Annotated in this window: 19 protein-coding genes and 1 tRNA gene; 12 read left to right on the plus strand and 8 right to left on the minus strand. The window is 70.8% G+C overall.

The genetic code is table 11. The annotated features are described in order from the left end of the window. Positions 1-59 precede the first annotated feature (59 nt). From ABT137_RS11520 to ABT137_RS11545, 6 genes are read left to right on the plus strand one after another with little or no spacing between them, the layout of a single operon-like run. Positions 60-1,109: a cupin-like domain-containing protein gene (locus ABT137_RS11520; RefSeq protein WP_351706149.1), complete on the plus strand. Its 1,050-nt coding sequence runs from the start codon at positions 60-62 to the stop codon at positions 1,107-1,109. A 2-nt stretch (positions 1,110-1,111) separates the two neighbouring features. Next, positions 1,112-2,386, plus strand: coding sequence for an MFS transporter (locus ABT137_RS11525; RefSeq protein ID WP_351706152.1), 1,275 nt, complete (start codon positions 1,112-1,114; stop codon positions 2,384-2,386). Further along, on the plus strand, positions 2,383-2,574 hold the full coding sequence (locus ABT137_RS11530; RefSeq protein WP_351706155.1) for an MbtH family protein: 192 nt from the start codon (positions 2,383-2,385) through the stop codon (positions 2,572-2,574). The genes ABT137_RS11525 and ABT137_RS11530 overlap by 4 nt, the downstream gene beginning before the upstream one ends. A 9-nt stretch (positions 2,575-2,583) precedes the next feature. Further along, positions 2,584-3,309, plus strand: coding sequence for a thioesterase II family protein (locus ABT137_RS11535; RefSeq protein WP_351706158.1), 726 nt, complete (start codon positions 2,584-2,586; stop codon positions 3,307-3,309). Positions 3,310-3,313: 4 nt separating this feature from the next. Further along, on the plus strand, positions 3,314-4,150 hold the full coding sequence (locus ABT137_RS11540) for an alpha/beta fold hydrolase (protein WP_351706161.1): 837 nt from the start codon (positions 3,314-3,316) through the stop codon (positions 4,148-4,150). After that, positions 4,147-6,438, plus strand: coding sequence for a M28 family peptidase (locus tag ABT137_RS11545; protein ID WP_351706164.1), 2,292 nt, complete (start codon positions 4,147-4,149; stop codon positions 6,436-6,438). The genes ABT137_RS11540 and ABT137_RS11545 overlap by 4 nt, the downstream gene beginning before the upstream one ends. A 69-nt stretch (positions 6,439-6,507) precedes the next feature. On the opposite strand, the gene ABT137_RS11550 is transcribed toward ABT137_RS11545, so the two are convergent. The 6 genes from ABT137_RS11550 to ABT137_RS11575 all read right to left on the minus strand — a co-directional run bounded on the left by ABT137_RS11550 (position 6,508) and on the right by ABT137_RS11575 (position 13,103). After that, positions 6,508-8,082: an aldehyde dehydrogenase family protein gene (locus ABT137_RS11550; protein ID WP_351706167.1), complete on the minus strand. Its 1,575-nt coding sequence runs from the start codon at positions 8,080-8,082 to the stop codon at positions 6,508-6,510. Between the two features lie 187 nt (positions 8,083-8,269). Continuing rightward, complete coding sequence (locus ABT137_RS11555) at positions 8,270-8,743, minus strand: hypothetical protein (protein ID WP_351706170.1); 474 nt, start codon at positions 8,741-8,743, stop codon at positions 8,270-8,272. 19 nt (positions 8,744-8,762) lie between these two features. Continuing rightward, entirely contained in the window at positions 8,763-9,338 is a 576-nt protein-coding gene (locus tag ABT137_RS11560) for an RNA 2'-phosphotransferase (protein WP_351706173.1), read from the minus strand. 109 nt (positions 9,339-9,447) lie between these two features. Next, complete coding sequence (locus ABT137_RS11565; protein ID WP_351706176.1) at positions 9,448-10,407, minus strand: MerR family transcriptional regulator; 960 nt, start codon at positions 10,405-10,407, stop codon at positions 9,448-9,450. Positions 10,408-10,497: 90 nt separating this feature from the next. Beyond that, a complete protein-coding gene (locus tag ABT137_RS11570; protein ID WP_351706179.1) occupies positions 10,498-12,258 on the minus strand; it encodes an SDR family oxidoreductase in 1,761 nt (586 codons plus the stop codon). Beyond that, positions 12,255-13,103 carry a M24 family metallopeptidase gene (locus ABT137_RS11575; protein WP_351706182.1) on the minus strand — a complete coding sequence of 283 codons (849 nt, stop codon included), beginning with the start codon at positions 13,101-13,103 and terminating at the stop codon, positions 12,255-12,257. Before ABT137_RS11575 ends, ABT137_RS11570 begins: the two co-directional genes overlap by 4 nt. Positions 13,104-13,334: 231 nt before the next feature. Between ABT137_RS11575 and ABT137_RS11580 the strand changes: the two genes are divergently transcribed. The 6 genes from ABT137_RS11580 to ABT137_RS11605 all read left to right on the plus strand — a co-directional run bounded on the left by ABT137_RS11580 (position 13,335) and on the right by ABT137_RS11605 (position 17,501). After that, complete coding sequence (locus ABT137_RS11580) at positions 13,335-14,300, plus strand: ABC transporter ATP-binding protein (protein WP_351706641.1); 966 nt, start codon at positions 13,335-13,337, stop codon at positions 14,298-14,300. After that, complete coding sequence (locus tag ABT137_RS11585) at positions 14,290-15,195, plus strand: ABC transporter permease subunit (RefSeq protein WP_351706185.1); 906 nt, start codon at positions 14,290-14,292, stop codon at positions 15,193-15,195. The genes ABT137_RS11580 and ABT137_RS11585 overlap by 11 nt, the downstream gene beginning before the upstream one ends. Next, the gene (locus ABT137_RS11590) at positions 15,192-16,103 is read left to right on the plus strand and encodes an ABC transporter ATP-binding protein (protein WP_351706188.1); all 912 of its coding nucleotides are present in this window, start codon (positions 15,192-15,194) and stop codon (positions 16,101-16,103) included. Before ABT137_RS11585 ends, ABT137_RS11590 begins: the two co-directional genes overlap by 4 nt. 10 nt (positions 16,104-16,113) lie before the next feature. Next, complete coding sequence (locus ABT137_RS11595; RefSeq protein ID WP_351706191.1) at positions 16,114-16,833, plus strand: ABC transporter permease subunit; 720 nt, start codon at positions 16,114-16,116, stop codon at positions 16,831-16,833. A 79-nt stretch (positions 16,834-16,912) separates the two neighbouring features. After that, positions 16,913-17,131: an SGM_3592 family protein gene (locus ABT137_RS11600; RefSeq protein ID WP_351706194.1), complete on the plus strand. Its 219-nt coding sequence runs from the start codon at positions 16,913-16,915 to the stop codon at positions 17,129-17,131. A 282-nt stretch (positions 17,132-17,413) separates the two neighbouring features. After that, positions 17,414-17,501: transfer RNA gene (locus ABT137_RS11605), tRNA-Ser, on the plus strand. A 98-nt stretch (positions 17,502-17,599) separates the two neighbouring features. Here ABT137_RS11605 and ABT137_RS11610 read toward each other — a convergent pair. Together ABT137_RS11610 and serS are read right to left on the minus strand one after the other, a co-directional pair. Further along, positions 17,600-18,397 carry an HAD family hydrolase gene (locus ABT137_RS11610; protein ID WP_351706197.1) on the minus strand — a complete coding sequence of 266 codons (798 nt, stop codon included), beginning with the start codon at positions 18,395-18,397 and terminating at the stop codon, positions 17,600-17,602. Further along, the gene (gene serS / locus ABT137_RS11615) at positions 18,394-19,671 is read right to left on the minus strand and encodes a serine--tRNA ligase (protein ID WP_351706200.1); all 1,278 of its coding nucleotides are present in this window, start codon (positions 19,669-19,671) and stop codon (positions 18,394-18,396) included. The genes ABT137_RS11610 and serS overlap by 4 nt, the downstream gene beginning before the upstream one ends. Between the last annotated feature and the right edge of the window lie 206 nt (positions 19,672-19,877).

The raw sequence follows: 19,877 nt of genomic DNA on the forward strand, positions 1-19,877 counted from the left end.
CGACCCCGGCGGACCCTCCCGACTTCCGTAGACCACAGGACACACGAACAGGACACGCGATGACCATCAACCCGGCCGAGAAGGACGAGACCGTCGCCGGCACGATTTTCTCCGAAGCCACGGTGAAGACCGACGCGATCGACCGGATCCACGCGCCCTCCCCCGAGGAGTTCAAGCGCGAGTACGTCTACAAGCGCAAGCCCGCCGTCATCACCGGCCTGATGGACTCCTGGCCGGCCATGGAGCGCTGGGACCTCGACTACTTCCGCGAGCACTTCGGCGACCTGGACATCCACGCCAACCTCCAGCGGCTCGACAACGAACTGATCCTGGGCAACGTCGGCGGGTTCCGCGGGATGAAGCTGGCCGCCCTGCTCGACGAGATCGAGAAGAACACCGACCCCGGCCGCGCCTACTACCTGCGCGCCTACCCCGTCCACCGGATGGTCGAGCACTACCCGCAGCTCGCCGAGGACTACGACCTGCCCGACCTCGCCCCGAACTGGGCCGACATCCGCTTCCCGGCCGACTGGCGGACCGGCACCGCCAACCCCGCCAAGCTGCTCGGGCTGTACCTCGCCAAGACCGTCCTCAACCGCGGCAGCAACAAGCCCGTACCGCGCGCCACCGTGTCCTCGCGGGTCGCGGCCGTCATGTTCATCGGCAGCAAGGGCACCGTCACCCCGTTCCACAGCGACGGCATGCAGACCGCGGCGTACCTCAGCCAGGTCGTCGGCCGCAAGCGCTGCTACTTCGTCTCCCCCGACCAGCACGCGAAGCTGTACCCGCGGCCGTTCCGCCGCCAGTTCGGCATGGCCCAGGTCGACTACCGGCGCCCCGACCTCGACCGCCACCCGCGGTTCCGTGACGTGGTCGTGGAGGAGACCGTCCTGCACCCGGGCGAGACGCTGTACGTGCCGAGCGGCTACTGGCACGCCATCGAGGCCATGGACACCTCCATCTCCTACAGCCACCAGATCGTCGGCGACGACAACGCGCTCGACTGGCTGACCTGCATCCCCGAGCGCTACCTGGCCCAGATGTACTTCAAGTCCCAGGGCGGCCTGCGCAACGTGACCGGGGCCAAGGACTGGGACGACTGGGCCTGACCGTGAGCACACCTGCGAGCACGGCCACCCCCGCGGGCCAGAACCTGCTGCGGGACCGCGACTTCCTGCTGTTCGCGGGCGGCCAGGGCGCGTCGGCGGTCGGCGACGCGCTGAGCAAGACCGCCCTGCCGCTGCTGGTCCTGGCCCTCACCGGCTCCGGACTGCACATGGGTGTGATCGCCATGCTGTCGGCGCTGCCCATGATGGTGCTGGGCGTCCCGGCGGGCGCCTGGGCCGACCGCTTCGACCGGCGCCGGATGATGCTCTGGTCGGACGTCGGGCGCACGCTGCTGGTCGGCGCGGTGCCACTGGCCGCGGTGCTGGGCGTCCCGGTGCTCCCGGTGCTGTACGCGGTCGCCGTGCCGGTCGGTGTGCTGTACGCCGTGTTCGAGGCGGCCTGCCTGTCCTGTCTGCCGTCGCTGGTCGGCCGGGAGCGGCTCGGGGAGGCCAACTCGCTGCTGTCGATCGGCAACGCGCTCGGCTATGTCGCCGGGCCGGCCCTCGCCGGTGTGCTGGTGACATGGATCGGCGGGGCCGGCACCCTGGGGGTCGACGCGCTGACCTTCGCGGTGTCGGCGGCCACCCTGACGGCGGTCCGCCGCCCACTGCAGAGTGCGCGGGAGCACGCGCCCGCCCCGATGAAGCAGCAGATCCTGGAGGGCTTCCGGTTCATCGCCGGCCACCGGCTGCTGCGCGCGGCGCTGCTCTACTGGGCGGCGATCACCTTCTTCACCGCGCCGATCATCCTGTGTGCCACGTATTTCGTGCGTGAGGATCTCGGCTGGTCGCCCGGGGTGCTGGGGGCGGTCATCGCGGTCTACGCCGTGGGGGCGATCGCGGGTGCCGTGCTCGCGCCCCGCCTCAAGGGAGCGTCCGTCGCGGGCATGTGCGGCGGCACGGTCCTGGGCGGTGTCGCACTGCTCGTCCTCGGCTCCACCGACTCACTGCCGCTCGCTCTCGGGGTCGTACTGGTCGCGGGCGCGGGAGAATCCGTCGCCGCGATCCTCTACAGCACGCTCCGGGCACGGCTCATCCCGGACGAGCTCCTCGGCCGGGTGACCACGACCGCGCAGGTCGCCGCGTTCGGCCTGAAGCCCCTGTCCGTCCTGGTGGCCGGCATCGCCCTGGAGGCGACCTCCGGCTCCGTGACCCTCGCCGTGATCGCGATCGCCTGCATCGTGATCAGCCTCGCCTTCGCCGGCCGCGGCCGGCGGCTCTCCGTAATCCCCGAAGTGACCCGTCCCGCATCCCTGACACCCGAAGAGGTAACGCAATGACTGTGACCACTGCAGAGACCGAGTACACCGTCGTGGTCAACGACGAGAAGCAGTACTCGATCTGGCGGAGCGACCGCGAACTGCCCGCCGGCTGGCGGGCCGAGGGGCTCACCGGCAGCAAGGACGAGTGCCTGGACCACATCGAGACCGTGTGGACCGACATGCGTCCGCGCAGCGTACGGAGCTGACCGGCCGTCATGACGTTGCTCAGACAACTCAACGCCGGTGTCGGCACCAGCCGCCTCGTCTGCCTGCCCTACGCGGGCGGCAACGGGACCATCTACGAGAGCTGGACCAAGTGGCTCTCCCCTGAGGTGGAGTTGTGGGCACCGGACCTCCCCGCCCGCGAACAGCGGATGCTGGAAGCGCCGGTGGAGGACATGGAGCTGCTCGTCGGCACCCTGGCCGACGAGCTCCGCTCGGACGACCGCCCGACCACCCTGTTCGGGCACAGTTTCGGCGCGCTGGTCGCGTTCGAACTGTCCCGCCGCCTTCAGCAGGGCCCGCACCCGGTCCGCTGTCTGGCCGTGTCCGGGATGACGGCACCGCGGACGCTGCCGGACCGGCCCGTACCCACGGACGCGGAGATCCTCGCCAGCCTCCGTTCGCACGGTGTGGCACCGGAGGAGTTCTTCCGGCAGCCCGAGTTGCTGGAGCTCGTCATGCCCGGTCTGCGCGCCGACTACCGGATGGCGATGGGCTACCGGTACCGCCGGGGCCCGAAGCTCTCGGCCCCGGTGTTCGCCCTGGGCGGCACCGACGACGCCGCGGTGCCCGCCGAAGGCCTCGCGGCCTGGGCCGAGGAGTCGGACGACGGCTGCCGCACCCGGATGTGGCAGGGCGGCCACATGTATCTGCTGGACCAGGTCGAAGAAGTTGCCGGTTTCGTGATCGCCTGCCATCAGCAGCCGATCGGAGGATGAATACATGCAGACGCGAACGATCGCAGTTCCGGGCGGGTCTCTCCGGGCCCACAGCAGCGGCGCACCGGCCGCCCCCGCCGCCATCATGATCCACTCCGGCATCGCCCACGCGCAGATGTGGTCCCCGCTGATGCGGGCGCTGCGCGAGGAGATGTTCGCCGTCGCCTACGACTGCCGCTGCTTCGGCGGGTCCACGACGACCCTTGACGGCGAGTTCTCCGACATCGACGATCTCGCGAGCGTTCTGGACGCCTACGGGCTGGAGTCCGCGGTCCTGGTGGGAGAGTCACGAGGGGCGCGACTGGCGATCGACTTCGCGCTGGCGCATCCCCGCCGGGTCCGGGGGCTGTTCCTGCTCGCCCCCGACATCTCGGGTTTCGACGCCCCGGTCGCGGACGACGAACGCCCGCTGTTCGACGCGATCGAGGCCGCCGAGGACTCGTGGTCCGTCGAGGAGCTCATCGCGCACGAGGTACGGCTGTTCGTCGACGGTCCGGGGCGCGCACCGGCGGCGGAGCGCGCCGCCGTGCGCACGGCGGTCGCCGAGATGTCGCGCCTCAACTACCAGCAGCAGCGCGACACCCCGGACTTCGTGAAACCCGAACCCGCGGCCACCCGGCTGTCCGGGATCCGCTGCCCGGTCCGGGTGCTCGTCGGGGACGCGGACGCCGTCGGCTTCCAGGCCATGGCACAGGCCATCGAGAGCGCCTGCCCGCAGGCCACGCTCGTCACGGTGCCGGACGCCGCGCACGCCCTCACCCTCGAACACCCGGAGACGGTCGAACGCGAACTGCGCACGTTCTGGCGGGACGTGAGAGAAACCCGGGGGACAGACGAATGACCAGTGTCATAAGCCGTACGGAGACGTCGGCACCGGCCGAGCCCGGCGCGCGGCGGCTGCGTGCGGGGCGGTTCGCCGCCACCTGGGCAGCCGTGGGCCTGCTGCTGGCCGTCTCCTTCTCGCTCGCGCACTGGGCGACCCGGCCGTCCCCCGACCGGGCGGCCGGCCGTGGCGCGCTGGCCACGGCCCAGCAGTTGCAGGACCTCGGCCCGCACGTCGCCGCGAGCCCGCAGCTGGAGAAGGGGCTGGACGCCGTCTCCCGCGAGCTCAGGACCATCCCGGGCCTCGAAGTACAACGGCAGCGCGCTTCGGGCTCGTACCACTACACCGACCGGAACGTCGACTACAGCGTCGAGAACGTGATCGCCCGCCAGCCCGGCGACAGTGACGACGCCCTGCTCGTGAACGTCCACGTCGACTCGGCGATGGAAGGACCCGGAGCCGCCGACGACGGCGTCAACGTCGGCGCGGTGCTCCAGGCGGCCCGGCAACTGGCCGGCAAGGAGCACCACCGCACGGTCATCTACCTGTTCAACGGTGGCGAGGAGGTCGGGCTCACCGGTGCGGACGCCTTCACCCAGCACCCCTGGGCGAAGCAGGTCCGCTGGTTCCTCAACCTCGAGGCCGCCGGGTCGGGCGGACTGCCCATCCTCTTCCAGGCGGGCGAGGACGACGGCAGGCTGATCGACCTGGTGGGCACCACGTCACGGCCGTACGGGTCGGTCCTCGGCCAGTGGCTGTTCCAGGCGGGGCTCATCAACTCGGACACCGACAGCCATGTGTGGCGCGCGCAGGGCTGGTCCGGTCTCGACTACGCGCTGTTCGAGAACGGCTACTGGTACCACACCCCGAACGACCGGGTCGACCGCATCGACCCGGGCTCGGCGCAGGCGGTCACCGACCTGACCGTGCACATCGCCTCGAAGGTGACCGGAACCGCGGACGTGAGCAGCGCACCCGCCCCGTACTACTTCGACGTGCTGTCGCGGTGGTGGGTGACGCTCGACCCGCTGCTCACGAGGATCGGCACGCTCGTGCTGCTGCTCGCCCTGGCCGGGCTCGCCTGGCGGGCCTGCCGGGTCTGGCACCTGCGGCCCGGGCAGGTGGCCGCCACCGCGGGCGCCGCGCTGCTGGGCGTTCCGGCGGCCGTGCTCGCGGGCGCCCTGGTGGGCGGCGCGCAGTCCCTGATCGGCCCGCACGCCTGGTTCGCGCACCCGTGGCTGGTCTACCTGGTGCCGCTGCCCGTCACCGTCCTCGCGGCGCTGGCCCCCCAGCTCCTGCTGCAGCGCCGGCGCGCTCGCCGCGGCTCGGCCCGCCCGGGCGCGGCGGCCCGTACGGCCCTGCTGGGCAACGCGTCGGCGACCGGCGTGCTCGGTGTGCTCACCGCCTGGCTCGGGGTGGGGCCCGGCTATCTGCTGTGGGTCAGCTCGGCGCTGCTGGTCGTGTCGATCGCCCTGGTCCTGGTGCTGCCGGGCCGCTGGCGGGCTGTGCCGCCGCTGGTGACGATGTTCGTGTCGTTCGTGCTGATCGCGCAGTTCACCCAGGAGCTGTTCGGGCTGGCGATCCCGATGATGGGCCGGCTGCCCACGGCGATACCGATGGACGCCGTGATCGCGGTGGCCGCCGCCGTGGTCGCCGTCCCGCTGTCACTGGTCGTCGCGCCGTTCGCGATGCACGCCGGCCGGCCGCCACGTCGGACCGGCCTCGCCCTGACGGCGTTCGTCGCCTGCGGACTGCTGATCGTCGGACTGGTCTCGCCCTACGACGCCGCGCACCCCAAGCTGGTCAGCCTGTTCCAGGAGCAGACCGGGAGCAAGGACGCGCGGATCGAACTCGAGGGCAGGGACTACCTCACGCCCCAGAAACTGGGCGTCCTGGACCAGGTCGGGAAAGATTCCGGGCTGCCGGTCCGGGGCGGCGCGCTCACGGCACGGACGGTGTCCGTACCGTCCGGGACCGTCGCTTTCGACACCGCCGGAACGACCGCGCCGATCCGCATCAGGATCGGCGCGAACGGCGCCCAGCTGATCCGTGTCACGGTGACGGGCTCCGGCGTCTCCGTCGACGGGCGGTCCTTCGACGGCGGCGAGGCGGTCGTCGACGTCGTGGGCCGGTTCGACGGCGACACGGTGACCGTCAACCGTTCCGGACCGGTACGGATCCAGGTCGACCAGGTGTTCCTGCAGACGGGGAAGGACGCGAAACGGGCCCTCGCGGCGTTGCCGAAGTGGACGATGGGCGACGCGCGGACGGTCGTCCAGCGCACCTGGAAGGACCAGCGGTCCTGAATCACGTCCGGTACGGCGGTGGCGCCGGCGGCGGTGGTACGACCATCCCCGCCGGTGCCACCGGCCGTCTCAGGCCTCGGTCCAGGCGGCCGGAAGCCGGTAGGTCAGGTCGGCTTCCACGGTCGCCACATCCATCTGGGCCTTCTGCAGGGAACCGGAGAAGTCCCAGTTCACCGACTGCCACCGGGTGAACTGGTCGAGCACCCAGACCCCGGACTGGCGGCTGCCGTTGCCGGACTTGCCGTTCCCTCCGAACGGAAGGTGCGCCTCGGCGCCGGAGGTGGAGTTGTTCACGCTGACCATTCCGGCACCGACGCCCTGCCGGAAGCGGAACGCGGTGGCCGGGTCCTGGGTCCAGACGGCGGCGGAGAGGCCGTACCCGGGAGTGTTGGCGAGCTCGATCGCCTCGTCGAGGGTCCGGTAGGTGGTGACCCCGACGATCGGCCCGAAGGTCTCCTCCAGGAAGATCCGGTCCGTGGGGCGGACGCCGTCCACCAGCACCGGGTGGTAGTACAGACCGTCCGACGGGTCGCCTACGAAGCCCTCGCGGGGCGACTCGGCCGTGATCCTGCCGACGGCGCTCGAACCGAGCACCGTGTGGTGGCCGGCGATCCAGCCCAGCGTGTCCTCGTAGGAGCGCGCGAACTTCGCGTCCAGCAGCGGGCCGTAGACGACGCCGGCGGACGGCTCGCCCACCGGTGCGCCCCGCACCGCCTCGGCGAACCGGCGCACGAACTCGTCGTGCACGTCCTCGTGCGCGATGACGGTGCCCAGCGAGGTGCAGCGCTGCCCCGCCGTGCCGTACCCGGAGAACAGCGCGGCCTGCACGGCCAGGTCCAGATCCGCGTCGGGCGCGATGACCATCGGGTTCTTGCCGCCCAGTTCCAGGCACGGCGTCTGTAGGTGCCGACCGCACAGCTCGCCGATCGTCCGGCCGACCAGGGTCGAACCCGTGAATCCGACCTTGTCCACCAGACCGCGGCCCAGCGCGGCGTCGAGCCCCGCGGACGTCGTCTCGCCGTCCGCGTAGACCAGGTTGAGGACTCCGGCCGGCACACCCGCCCGCCAGGCGAGTTCGGCCAGGGCGCGCGCCGTCGCCGCGGCGTACTCGGCGGGCTTCCACACCACCGCGTTGCCGCACAGGAGAGCCGGGGCCAGGTACCACGACGGGACCGCCACCGGGAAGTTCCCCGCGGTCACGATGACCGCCACCCCGACGGGCATCCGGTAGGTGAACAGCTGCTTGTCGGGCATCTCGGACGGAACCGTGTGCCCGTACAGGCGCCGGCCCTCGCCGAGGAAGAACTCGCAGGTGTCGATGATCTCCTGGACTTCGCCCAGCGCCTCGGCGTACGGCTTGCCCACCTCACGGGTGACCAGGCGGGCAAGGCTCTCCTTGTTCGCCTGCACCAGCCGGCCGAAGGCACCGACCACCTGTCCGCGCACGGGGGCCGGTACCCGCGCCCACTCGTGCTGTGCCCGCCGTGCCGCCGCACAGGCATCCTGGAAGGTCTCTGCGTCGGCCAGCCGGACCTCGGCGACGAGGTCGCTCAGGCGCGCTGGGTTGCGAGACTCGTAGGTGACATCACTTCCGGCCGTCTCCTTGCCGTCGATCACCGAGTTCAGCGCAGTCGGACCCGCCACCTGGACTTCCTCTCACCTGGTCTGATTCGGGCCTCAGAATAGCTGTTCGTGTGCGGACGGCCGGTGCGCCGACGGGGCGGCAGCGCCTCAGCCGTGCGGACTCCCGCACGGCGGGCGGGTCATGGCGGACACGACACGGATCACGGTGAGGTTGACCGAGGGGCCCCACCGGCAACGGCCGAAATGGTCAGCGTATGCGGCTGCTCAGCCACGGCGTGAGCAGGTACGCGGCCAGGTGCTCCCGGTACGTGCGGTCTCCGGGCAGCGGTACGACCAGCGAGGCCGTGGGCGGGAAGCGGCGGCCCCGGACGTGGGCCAGGCCGCCGAAGACGGAGTGCAGGAAGGCGGGCACGTCGTCGCGCGGGACGTCGTGGAAATCCACGCTCTCGACGGTGATCAGCGCGTCGCCCTCCGGGAAGAGCCGCACGCTCACCCGGGGCAGGCCGCCGAACTCGGCGTACGCCTCGTGCGGCAGCGAACCGTCCGGGTCCGTGGTGACCCCGAAGCCCGCCGCGCTGCGCCGCGAGGTCTGATCGGCACCGATGTCGTGCGTGACCTCGATCTCGCGTCCGTGTTCGGCCGCGACCGCGTGGAGTGCGGCGACGGCCGCCTCGGTGGTCGGAAGGTACTCCTGGTGTTCCCGGCGCTCGGAATGGTCCATACCACTCATGATGCCGTGGTCAGTGCGGATCGGGGAAGCGCAGGTAACGCGTCGGTACCGCCCGCGTCAGCCACACCCCGTTCGCGCTGAGGTGGAAGACGTGCCCGTCCCGGTGCATCGCGGCCGCGTCGACCGACAGCACGACCGGGCGTCCGCGCCGGGCACCGACCCGCGTCGCGGTCTCCCGGTCCGCCGACAGATGCACGTCGTGCCTGTTCATCGGCCTGAGGCCCTCACTCCGGATCGCGTCCAGGCTGCGTGCGACGGTGCCGTGGTAGAGGTACGGCGGCGGGGTCGCCGAGGGCAGTCCGAGGTCGACGTCGATGCTGTGGCCCTGGCTGGCGCGGATCCGGGTGCCTTCGATCGCGAACCGCTGCTTGTCGTTGACGGCGACGACGTGGTCCAGTTCCTCGCGGCTGACCGGGAAACCGTGCGCCGCTGCCGCCGCGAGCAGCGTGTCGATCTCCACCCAGCCCGCCTCGTCCAGGCTGAGCCCGATGCGTTCGGGCTGGTGGCGCAGGTGTTTCGAGAGGTACTTCGACACCTTCACGGTGCGCCGCTCGTCCTGTGCTCCTTCGTTGTGTCTCGCGTTCATGCCACCAGCGTGCCGGGCGAGACGCGGATCACGCAGATATTTTTCGTCGCAGGTTTGATCCACAACCAAGTGCGGTTATCCACAAGGAAATTGGCCGAGTTGTGGACAACTACTTGGCAGTTCGCGGTGTTTCGTCAAGATCGTTAACAGGGCTGTGATGTGCGGCGAGGGCGTCCAAGTGACGTGCCCTGACCTCGCGTTCGGCCGCGAGTGCGATGAAGTCCGCGATGCGGGCCGGGCCAACGAGGCGGCGTACGGCCTGAATCGTGTCGGCGGGGAGGGACACGGGGCGTGTCTCGTCCGGGGCTTTCGGCTGCTCCCCGGCACCGAGCTGCCGACGTACCTCGCGGGTCGCGAACAGGCGCATGGCGCGGGCCAGTTCGGCGTCCACCGTCTGCCGGGCCAGGGGACGCAGGCGGCGTACGAGCGAGGCCGCTTCGGCCGCACCGGCGTCGGTGCGGTGGTCGGGGTCGTCGAGGTAGCGGGCGAAGACGTGCTCGGTGGTGAACTCCAGGAAACGGGCCGCGATGTGCTCGACCTGGAGCCTCAACTCCCGCAGGTGCTCCGAGATCGCGAGGAGGGGGACACCGGCCGCGTACAACTCGGCTGCCACGGCGAGCTCTTGGGGGCTCGGGACGAGGAAGGAGCCGGGGTCGCCGGCCACCGGTTCCAGTACGCCGAGTGCCACGGCCTCGGCCACGGCCGCGTCGTCGGGGGTGCCGCCGAAGCGGGCGTCCAGATCGGCGCGGGTCAGGCGCACCGGCTCCTCGTCGGTCCAGGGGCCCTCGGCCTCGGTGACGAGCCCGAGGACGCCGGCCAGGCCGCGGCCGGTGTCCCAGGCGTCGAGCAACTCCTTGATGGAGGCGAGGGTGTAGCCACGGGAGAGGAGGTCGGCGATCTGGTGGAGGCGGGTGAGGTGGACGTCGGAGTAGAGGTTGGCGCGGCCGTGGCGTTCGGGGCGGGGGAGGAGGCCCTTGTCCTGGTAGGCGCGGATGGTGCGGACGGTGGTGTGGGAGAGGTGGGCCAGGTCTTCTATGCGGTAGGCGGGGGTGGCCGGGGGGTCGGTCATGTGGGGTTCCTTGGCTGGTGCGGCTGGGTGGGGGCTGGGGGAGGAACTGCGCGATCGGTCCCCACCGGCCCGCAGTTGGACGACGACCCTCTACAACTTCGGCTCCACCCTTGCGATCCTCCTCAACACTCCCGGCGCCACCCGCGACAGCCACCGCGCCCCCCGCGCCTCCGGTGTCACCGGCACCACCGCGCGGTTGTTTTCCACCGCCTCCAGGATTGCCGAAGCCACCTTCTCCGGCGGGTAGTTGCGCATGCCGTACAGCCGGGCCGAGCGCTGCTGCCTGCGGCGCTGCTCCTCCTCGTCGACCCCGGTGAAGCGGGCCGTCGACGTGATGTTGGTGTTGATGAAGCCGGGGCAGATCGCCGTCACCCCGATGCGCTGGGCGGCGAGTTCGGCGCGCAGGCATTCGGACAGCATCAGGACCGCCGCCTTGGAGGTGCTGTAGGCCGGCAGGGCGCGGGAGGGCTGGTAGGCCGCCGCCGACGCGACGTTCACGATGTGGCCGCCCTGTGCGCGGTCCGCCATCCGGGCCCCGAAGAGGCGGCAACCGTGGATCACACCCCAGAGGTTGACGTCCAGGACCCGCCGCCAGTCCTCCGTCGTCGTCGTGAAGAAGGAGCCGGACAGGCCGATGCCCGCGTTGTTGACCAGCACGTCCAGAACGCCGTACTCGCGGTGGACCTTCTCCGCGAGCTTCTCCATGGCCTGCTCGTCGGAGACGTCGGCCGTCTCCGCCCACGCGTCCGCCGCGCCGACCAGCCGGGACAGCTCGGCGGTGCGGGCCGCCGCCTCCGCGTCCCGGTCCACCGCCACCACCCGCGCGCCCGCCTCCGCGAACGCGAACGCCGTCGCCCGCCCGATGCCGCTGCCCGCGCCGGTGACCAGGACCAACTGGCCGCCGAACCGCTGGGCATGGCGGTCGGCGGGCTTCGGCTCCGACCCCGGGCCGTCTTCCACCGACCTCACGAACTCCTCGATCCAGGCCGCCACCTGGTCCGGCCGGGTGCGCGGGATCCAGTGCTTGTCGGGCAGGGTGCGGCGGGTGAGCCGGGGCACCCAGCGCTCCAGGTCGTCGTAGAGCCGCTCGGAGAGGAACGCGTCGCCGAGGGGCGTGATGAGCTGCACGGGCGCGTGCGCGTGCGCGTCCTCGCGCGGGCGGCGCAGCCGGGTCCGTACGTTGTCGCGGTACAGCCAGGCGCCGTGTGCCGCGTCGGAGGGCAGGGAGGACGTGGGGTAGTCCCCCGCGGGGAGCTTCTCGGCCCGTTGCAGGATCCTCGGCCAGGCCTTGCCGAGAGGGCCGCGCCAGGCCAGTTCGGGCAGGGCGGGGGTGTGCAGCAGGTACACGTACCAGGACTTGGCGCCCTGGCCGAGGAGCTGGCCCACCCGGCGGGGGGTCGGGCGCCGCACGCGCGCGTTGATCCAGTGCCCGAAGTGGTCCAGGGACGGCCCGGACATCGACGTGAAGGAGGCGATACGGCCCTCCGTGCGCCCCACCGTGGCGAACTCCCAGGACTGCACAGAGCCCCAGTCGTGGCCGACGAGGTGCACCGGGCGGTCCGGGCTGACCTCGTCGATCACCGCCAGGAAGTCGTCCGTGAGCTTGGCGAGGGTGAAGCCCCCGCGCAGGGGTTTCGGGGCGGTGGAGCGGCCGTGGCCGCGGACGTCGTACAGGACGACGTGGAAGCGGCCGGCGAGACGGAGCGCGACCTCGGACCAGACCTCCTTGCTGTCCGGGTAGCCGTGGACCAGGACGACCGTCGGGTCCGCCGGGTCGCCCAGCTCCGCCACGCACAGGTCGACGCCGCCGGTACGTACCCGGCGCTCGCGCGCGCCTTCGATCTCCGTCACTTGTCCTCCGCCCAGCGCCGCACGTGCGGCAGATCGTCGTCCAGCCAGAAGGCGCTCTGCTCGGGGTCCCGGGAGTCGGTGACCACGAGGATCTCCTCGAACTTGGCGCCCGTACCGCGGAAACCGAGGTGCGGTTCGACCGCCCACAGGCCCGGCGTGGGCGGGTGGTCGGAGAAGCGGTACGGCGACCACAGGGGCGACCAGCCCTCGCGGTGGCCGTGCAGCGCGTCGGCCGCCAGGCCCTTCAGGGACTGGGTGCCGAACCCGAAGAGGTGCGGTGACCAGCGGCGCTGCTTCACCCGGTCCACCTTGTGGGCGATCACCCCGAAGGGGTACGCGCGATGCCGGTTGGCGTAGCCCTGGCGGACCATGAGGCGGTCCACGTCCTCGTAGATCTCGCGCAGCGGGCGCCGCTCGCGCACCTCGCGCAGGATCAGCTCCCGGTGCGCCTCCAGGTCGGCCATCAGCCGGTCCTGCACGGGGTTGGGCCCGAGGGAGCCCGAGTAGCCGATGTCGGCCGTGCAGCCCTCGTACACCGGGGCCAGGTCCAGGATGAACGGCATGCCGGGCGCCAGCCGGCGGTCGGTCGGGAAGAACTGCAGCGGTATGCGGAAGTCCGTGAACGCCGTGCGGTCGCCGAACCAGGCGAAGGGGAGGTGGAACCAGTCCCGCACGCCCCGGGCACGCAGCCACTCGCGCTGCATCCGGGCCGCCTCGCGCTCGGTGATCCCCGGCTCCAGCCGGGCCGCGACCGACTCCGCGCACTCGTACGCGAGCCGCTGCACCCGCCGGAAACCCTTGAGCTCCGCGGCGCGTTCTTCCTTCGATGCCACTGCCGTCGTCATCCGCCCCGTCCCCGTCTCCGTCGACTGCGGTACGTGCCCGTAACTTGACACTGGTGAATGTGACAGTTGTTAGAGGCGACGTCAATAGCGCAACCAAGGCCTGTGGATAACTCCGCGTAGCTCTCAGGCAGGGGATCCCCTAGGGCCCCGTAATACTCGAGAGTGACGTGAAGACGGCTCCAAGGTCTGACGACCGCAGTGGCGCGGGTCACTACCTTCTATGACGTGACTGTGATCGCGACCGAAAGCCTGAGCAAGCGGTTCCCCCGGGTGACCGCGCTTGACCGGCTGTCCGTGGACATCGGACCCGGTGTGACCGGACTCGTCGGAGCCAACGGCGCCGGCAAGTCCACCCTGATCAAGATCCTGCTGGGTCTGTCCCCCGCGACCGAGGGCCGTGCCGAAGTGCTCGGCCTCGACGTCGCGACCAAGGGCGCCGCCATCCGCGAGCGCGTGGGTTATATGCCGGAGCACGACTGCCTGCCGCCCGACGTCTCGGCCACCGAGTTCGTCGTGCACATGGCCCGCATGTCCGGCCTGCCGCCCGCGGCCGCCCGCGAGCGCACCGCCGACACCCTGCGCCACGTCGGGCTCTACGAGGAGCGGTACCGCCCCATCGGCGGCTACTCGACCGGCATGAAGCAGCGCGTGAAGCTCGCCCAGGCCCTGGTGCACGACCCGCAGCTGGTCTTCCTCGACGAGCCGACCAACGGCCTCGACCCGGTCGGCCGTGACGAGATGCTCGGCCTGATCCGCCGCATCCACACCGACTTCGGCATCTCGGTCCTGGTCACCTCGCACCTGCTCGGCGAACTGGAACGCACCTGCGACCACGTGGTCGTCGTCGACGGCGGCCAGCTGCTGCGCTCCAGCTCCACCACCGACTTCACGCAGTCCACGACGACTCTCGCCATCGAGGTCACCGACAGCGACGAGCACCCGGACGGCACCCACGCGGTGCGCGACGCGCTCCACGCGCGCGGGGTGGAGACGGACAACGAGGGCGGCGGCCTCCCCGGCGCCGGCCACATCCTGCTGCTCACCGCCCAGGGCGAGGAGACGTACGACCTCGTCCGCGACGTCGTCGCCGACCTCGGCCTCGGCCTGGTGCGCATGGAACAGCGCCGGCACCACATCTCCGAGGTCTTCACCAGCGACGACGAGCAGCGGAAGGAGGCGACCGTCCATGGCGGTTGACCAGCCCATCGCGGTACCGGGTGACCAGTCCCGCATCCACGACATCGGCTACCGCGGCTACGACGGCCCGCGCCTGGGCCGCGCGTACGCCCGCCTGTCCCTCTACTCGCAGACCCTGCGCGGCTCCTACGGCCTCGGCCGCTCGGTGAAGTCCAAGGTGCTGCCGATGCTGCTGTTCGCGGTGATGTGCGTGCCGGCGGCCATCATGGTCGCCGTGGCCGTCGCCACCAAGGCGCACGACCTGCCGGTGACCTACACGCGGTACGCGATCATCATGCAGGCCGTCATCAGCCTGTACGTCGCCTCGCAGGCACCCCAGGCCGTCTCCCGCGACCTGCGCTTCAAGACCATCCCGCTGTACTTCTCGCGGCCCATCGAGACCGCCGACTACGTCCAGGCCAAGTTCGCGGCCCTGGCCTCCGCGATGTTCATCCTGACCGGCGCTCCGCTGGTCGTGCTGTACGTGGGCGCCCTGCTCTCCAAGATGGACTTCGCCCACCAGAGCAAGGGGTTCGGCCAGGGACTGGTCTCGGTGGCCCTGCTGTCCCTCCTCTTCGCCGGCATCGGCCTGGTCATCGCGTCCGTCACCCCGCGCCGCGGCTTCGGCATCGCCGCCGTGATCGCCGTACTGACCATCTCCTACGGCGCGGTCTCCACCCTCCAGGCCATCGCCGACTCCCAGGGCAGCACCGGCGCCATCGCGTGGATCGGCCTGTTCTCGCCGGTCACCCTGATCGGCGGCCTGAGCACCGCCCTCCTCGGAGGCACCAACACCTTCCCGGGCGGCGACGGCCCCTCCCACGCCCAGGGCGCGGTGTACCTGCTCGTCGTCCTCGGCCTCATCGCCGCCTGCTACGGCCTTCTGCTGCGCCGCTACAAGAAGGTGGGACTGTGACCACGCTCTCCATCGACCACGTCTCCCGCTGGTTCGGCAACGTGGTGGCCGTCAACGACATCACCATGACCATCGGCCCCGGCGTCACCGGCCTCCTCGGCCCCAACGGCGCCGGCAAGTCCACCCTCATCAACATGATGGGCGGCTTCCTCGCCCCCTCCACCGGCACAGTCACCCTCGACGGGCAGCCGACCTGGCGCAACGAGGCCATCTACAAGCACATCGGCATCGTCCCCGAGCGCGAGGCGATGTACGACTTCCTCACCGGCCGCGAATTCGTCGTCGCCAACGCCGAGCTGCACGGCCTCGGCGCCAAGGCGGCCCAGAAGGCCCTCGCCACGGTCGAGATGGAGTACGCGCAGGACCGCAAGATCTCCACGTACTCCAAGGGCATGCGCCAGCGCGTGAAGATGGCGTCCGCCCTGGTCCACGACCCGTCGCTGCTCCTCCTCGACGAGCCCTTCAACGGCATGGACCCGCGCCAGCGCATGCAGCTCATGGAACTGCTGCGGCGCATGGGCGACGAGGGCCGCACGGTCCTGTTCTCCTCCCACATCCTCGAAGAGGTCGAGCAACTCGCCTGGCACATCGAGGTCGTGGTCGCCGGACGGCACGCGGCCAGCGGCGACTTCCGCAAGATCCGCCGCCTGATGACCGACCGCCCGCACCGCTACCTGGTCCGCTCCAGCGACGACCGCGCCCTCGCGGCCGCCCTCATCGCCGACCCCTCCACCTCGGGCATCGAAGTCGACCTCGCCGAGGGCGCGTTGCGCATCCAGGCCGTCGACTTCGGCCGCTTCACCGCCCTGCTGCCCAAGGTCGCCCGCGACCACGGCATCCGGCTGCACACGGTCTCGCCGTCCGACGAGTCCCTCGAATCCGTGTTCTCGTATCTGGTCGCGGCGTAGGAGGCCGAAGATGTACGACCCCACAGTCGCCCGGCTCACCTACCGAGCCCTGCTCGGCCGCCGTCGGGCCCTCATCCTGGGCGCGCTGCCCCTGCTGCTGATCGCGATCTCCGTCGTCGTCCGCGGCCTCGCGGGCGCCGACGACCAGACGGCCGCCGACCTGCTCGGCGGTCTCGGGCTCGCCACCATGGTGCCGATCATCGGCGTCATCGCCGGCACGGGCGCGATCGGCCCGGAGATCGACGACGGCTCGGTGGTGTACCTGCTGTCCAAGCCGATCAAACGGCCCACGATCATCTTCACCAAGCTGATCGTGGCGATCGCCGTGACGATGGTCTTCTCGGCCCTGCCGACGCTGATCGCGGGCTTCATCCTCAACGGCAACGGCCAGCAGATCGCCGTCGCCTACACGGTCGCCGCGCTGGTCGCCTCCATCGCCTACGCCGCGCTCTTCCTGCTGCTCGGCACGGTGTCGCGGCACGCGGTGGTCTTCGGGCTCGTCTACGCCCTGGTCTGGGAGGCCCTGTTCGGCTCCCTGGTCCCCGGAGCGCGGACGCTGAGCGTCCAGCAGTGGTCCCTGGCGGTCGCCCACAAGGTGACCGGCGGCGACCTGATCACGTCCGACGTGTCCCTGACGACGGGCACGGTGCTGCTGGTCGCGGTGACCGTCCTGGCCACCTGGTACGCCGGCCAGAAGCTGCGCTCGCTGACGCTGGCGGGCGAGGAGTAGACGCCCGCTTTACTGACGGGGGCTTCACCCGGGTCCGGGCACACTGGGCAAAGGGGATGTTCCGTGGAGAGGAACGGGGATGGCTGAGGGTTTCCGGGACGCCGACGCAGACTGGGACGGCGTGGTGCTGGACGAGGACTTCATACGGTCGGCGGGAGCGGCGGAACCGTCCGCGCGAGCGCGGATGCTGGCCGCGAAGTGGCGCGCGGAGGCGCCGGAACCTCAGCCGTGGCGGTCGGACGAGCCGCCCGCCGGGTGGTTCTTCAGCAAGGGGCGGCGCAAGTGGTGGCGCCGGTGAGGTTGTGGGGCAACTGCGGGCCGGTGGGGGCTGGTCGCGCAGTTCCCCCCAGCGCCCCTGAAGGGGCGCGTGCAGTGGGCGCCTGTTAAATCAGTGGCGGCCAACTCGGCTCAAAGGCACAGTTGTTGTGTCACCCCACCATCTGGGAGAGGAGCCGGACGATGTCCATGCACGACAGTACGTCCCGCTCCCGTCAGGGCAGCCGTAGGCGGATCGCCGTGTAGCTGCCCGGGGCGGCCGCTTCGAGCACGCGATGGTCGCTCTCGCGTGGGCCGCCCACCCGGAGGATTGGCCGAGTGGTAAGGCACTGGCTTGCTAAGCCAAGGTCGGGCCTGAAACGCCCGCGCACGTTCGATTCGTGCATCCTCCGCAAGACATTCAAGACGCCCCGGCTGTAGCGCCCCTTCAGGGGCGCTGGGGGAGGAACTGCGCGATCAGCCCCCACGCACCAGCAGCCAACCGACAACCTCAGCCGAGCAGACGCTCCAGCACCACCGCGATCCCGTCCTCCTCGTTGGAGGACGTCACCTCGTCCGCCACAGCCTTCAGCTCCCCGTGAGCATTGGCCATGGCCACTCCCCGAGCCGCCCAGGCGAACATCGGGATGTCGTTCGGCATGTCGCCGAAGGCGATCGTGTCGGCGGACTTGAGGCCCAGCCGACGCGCGGCCAGCGAGAGGCCCGTCGCTTTCGACAGCCCCAGGGGCAGCAACTCGACGATTCCCGCGCCCGCCATGGCCACCGTGACAAAGCCCCCGGCCGCCTGCCGCGCCGCTTCCGCGAGCTCGTCGTCGGACAGATCCGGGTGCTGTATGTAGATCTTGTTCAGCGGGGCCGCCCAGAGGTCGGCCACGTCCGTGAAGGGGGTCGACGGAAGATGGCCCGTCACCGCGTACCCCGGCCCCACCAGCACGTCGCCGTCGAGGCCGTCACGGCTCGCCGCCAGGTACAGCGGGCCGACCTCGGCCTCGATCTTCGCGAGGGCGACCCCGGCCAGCTGCCGGTCCAGTGTCACGGACGTCAGCAGGCGGTGCGCCCCGGCGTCGTACACCTGCGCCCCCTGGGCGCACACGGCGAGGCCCTCGTAGCCGAGGTCGTCGAGGATGTGCCGGGTCCAGGGGGCCCCGCGGCCGGTGACGACGATGTGCGTGGCGCCCGCCGCGGTGGCCGCGGCGAGCGCGTCACGGGTGCGCTGCGAGATCGACTCGTCGGAGCGCAGCAGCGTCCCGTCGAGGTCGGTGGCGATGAGCCCGTAGGGGAAGCTCACCGGGACACCGGCTCCAGGACCTCCCGGCCGCCCAGGTACGGGCGCAGCACCTCGGGCACGTACACCGAACCGTCGGCCTGCTGGTGGTTCTCCAGGATCGCCACGATGGTGCGCGGTACGGCGCACAGCGTGCCGTTGAGCGTGGCCAGCGGCTTGACCTGCTTGCCGTCGCGGACCCGGATCGACAGCCGGCGGGACTGGAACTCGGTGCAGTCCGACGTCGAGGTCAGCTCGCGGTACTTGCCCTGCGTCGGGATCCACGCCTCGCAGTCGAACTTGCGGGCGGCCGAGGCGCCGAGGTCACCGGTGGCGACGTCGATCACCCGGAACGGCAGCTCCAGCGAGGTCAGCCACTGCTTCTCCCAGGCCAGCAGACGCTGGTGCTCCGCCTCCGAGTCCTCGGGGGCGACGTAGGAGAACATCTCCACCTTGTCGAACTGGTGGACGCGGAAGATGCCCTTGGTGTCCTTGCCGTGCGAGCCGGCCTCGCGGCGGAAGCAGGGCGAGAAACCGGCGTAACGGAGGGGCAGGCGATCCGCTTCGATGATCTCGTCCATGTGGTACGCGGCGAGCGGCACCTCGGACGTGCCGACCAGGTAGAGGTCGTCCTTGTCGAGGTGGTAGACGTCCTGGGCCGCCTGGCCGAGGAAGCCGGTGCCCGCCATGGACTGCGGGCGGACCAGCGCCGGGGTCAGCATCGGCGTGAAGCCTGCCTCGGTGGCCTGGGCGATCGCCGCGTTGACGAGCGCCAGCTCCAGCAGGGCGCCGACACCGGTCAGGAAGTAGAAGCGGGAGCCGGAGACCTTGGCGCCGCGCTCGACGTCGATCGCGCCGAGCAGCTGGCCCAGCTCCAGGTGGTCCTTGGGCTCGAAGCCCTCGGCGCCGAAGTCACGGATCGTGCCGTGCTCCTCGAGGGTGACGAAGTCCTCCTCGCCGCCGACGGGCACGTCGGGGTGGACGAGGTTGCCGAGCCTGAGCAGCAGCTCATGGGTCTCGGCGTCGGCCGCGTCGCGCTCGGCGTCGGCGGTCTTGACGTCGGCGGCGAGCTGGCCGGCCTTCTTCAGCAGCTCGGCCTTCTCGTCACCGGCGGCCTTGGGGATGAGCTTGCCGAGCGACTTCTGCTCGTTGCGCAGCTCGTCGAAGCGGACGCCGGAGGACCTGCGCCGCTCGTCGGCAGAGAGGAGGGCGTCGACGAGCGCGACGTCCTCTCCACGGGCGCGCTGGGACGCGCGCACACGGTCGGGGTCCTCACGGAGCAGGCGAAGGTCAATCACGGAGCCAAGGCTACCGGTGCGGGGTTGCCCCCCACGAATCACTATTCGCACGTGTTCCGAATCGTGGCTTACGTTCCGTTATGGGGGAATTGCCGAGCGTGTCAATAAAAAGTGTCTCACTCCCTGGGACGGGGCAAGCGTGCGGCCTGCGGTTGACTGGATTCCCTTGTGGAGAGCGGGACTTGGGGGTGCGGTTGTCCACAGGA

This window comes from Streptomyces sp. NPDC001980, assembly GCF_040296885.1.
In the GTDB taxonomy this organism is placed as follows: domain Bacteria; phylum Actinomycetota; class Actinomycetes; order Streptomycetales; family Streptomycetaceae; genus Streptomyces.

Excerpts from the sequence above, each read along its gene's own strand:
- ABT137_RS11530 (WP_351706155.1), top strand. The coding sequence starts at position 2,383 with ATGACTGTGACCACTGCAGAGACCGAGTACACCGTCGTGGTCAACGAC.
- ABT137_RS11560 (WP_351706173.1), bottom strand. The coding sequence starts at position 9,338 with ATGAACGCGAGACACAACGAAGGAGCACAGGACGAGCGGCGCACCGTG.
- ABT137_RS11595 (WP_351706191.1), top strand. The coding sequence starts at position 16,114 with ATGTACGACCCCACAGTCGCCCGGCTCACCTACCGAGCCCTGCTCGGC.
- ABT137_RS11545 (WP_351706164.1), top strand. The coding sequence starts at position 4,147 with ATGACCAGTGTCATAAGCCGTACGGAGACGTCGGCACCGGCCGAGCCC.
- ABT137_RS11565 (WP_351706176.1), bottom strand. The coding sequence starts at position 10,407 with ATGACCGACCCCCCGGCCACCCCCGCCTACCGCATAGAAGACCTGGCC.
- ABT137_RS11535 (WP_351706158.1), top strand. The coding sequence starts at position 2,584 with ATGACGTTGCTCAGACAACTCAACGCCGGTGTCGGCACCAGCCGCCTC.
- ABT137_RS11585 (WP_351706185.1), top strand. The coding sequence starts at position 14,290 with ATGGCGGTTGACCAGCCCATCGCGGTACCGGGTGACCAGTCCCGCATC.
- ABT137_RS11555 (WP_351706170.1), bottom strand. The coding sequence starts at position 8,743 with ATGGACCATTCCGAGCGCCGGGAACACCAGGAGTACCTTCCGACCACC.
- ABT137_RS11520 (WP_351706149.1), top strand. The coding sequence starts at position 60 with ATGACCATCAACCCGGCCGAGAAGGACGAGACCGTCGCCGGCACGATT.
- ABT137_RS11540 (WP_351706161.1), top strand. The coding sequence starts at position 3,314 with ATGCAGACGCGAACGATCGCAGTTCCGGGCGGGTCTCTCCGGGCCCAC.
- ABT137_RS11575 (WP_351706182.1), bottom strand. The coding sequence starts at position 13,103 with ATGACGACGGCAGTGGCATCGAAGGAAGAACGCGCCGCGGAGCTCAAG.
- ABT137_RS11600 (WP_351706194.1), top strand. The coding sequence starts at position 16,913 with ATGGCTGAGGGTTTCCGGGACGCCGACGCAGACTGGGACGGCGTGGTG.